At 55.6% G+C, this 556-nt stretch carries 1 protein-coding gene and 1 pseudogene; both read right to left on the bottom strand.

The features are described from left to right. A partial coding sequence (locus DQW77_RS17985) for a sugar phosphate nucleotidyltransferase (RefSeq protein WP_258523907.1) occupies nt 1-235 on the bottom strand: 235 nt, incomplete at its 3' end. Nucleotides 236-450: 215 nt separating this feature from the next. Next, nucleotides 451-556: pseudogene (locus DQW77_RS18720) on the bottom strand (IS5/IS1182 family transposase); the annotation flags it as partial.

The following is a 556-nucleotide window of genomic DNA, read 5'->3' as shown; positions in this document are numbered from 1 at the left end:
GCTCCTGCTCAAGCTGCGGGGCGTTGTCGAAATAATCCTCCAGCGCGCCCTTGCCGCGCGAGGTCACGAAGATGAATTCCTTGATGCCGGCCGCGCGCGCCTCGTCGATCGCGTACTGAACCAGCGGCCGGTCCACCAGCGTCATGATCTCCTTGGGCACCGATTTGGTGGCCGGAATGAACCGGGTCCCCAGACCCGCGACCGGAAAAATTGCCTTGGTGACCCTGTTACGCATTTTCATACCTCTTTACTGACCCGAACCCACCCCTGCGTGGCACGGGCATTCTGTAACACGAATATTCCGGGATCATTAAGGCAAATGGTGGGATTAATCGTGAAAATTCCACGACTCTCAACTTTAGGGTGCATTGTTCATGTGCCGCTAGCGCGTGAAGCAAAACAATCAACCGGGAACCGAAACGCTGGAAGCGGCCTAGGCGGCGTCTGCATTTAGCTGATCCAAGCCATTGCGCATGCGAGATCAACGAAGGCTTTGAATGAGCTGACGGATTTCTCGCAACGCAATGCGATCCTGCGGAAGCGTTTGATCTTATTG

This window comes from Roseovarius sp. TE539, assembly GCF_003298505.1.
GTDB lineage: Bacteria > Pseudomonadota > Alphaproteobacteria > Rhodobacterales > Rhodobacteraceae > Roseovarius.
This window is presented reverse-complemented; position numbering and strand designations above follow the sequence as displayed.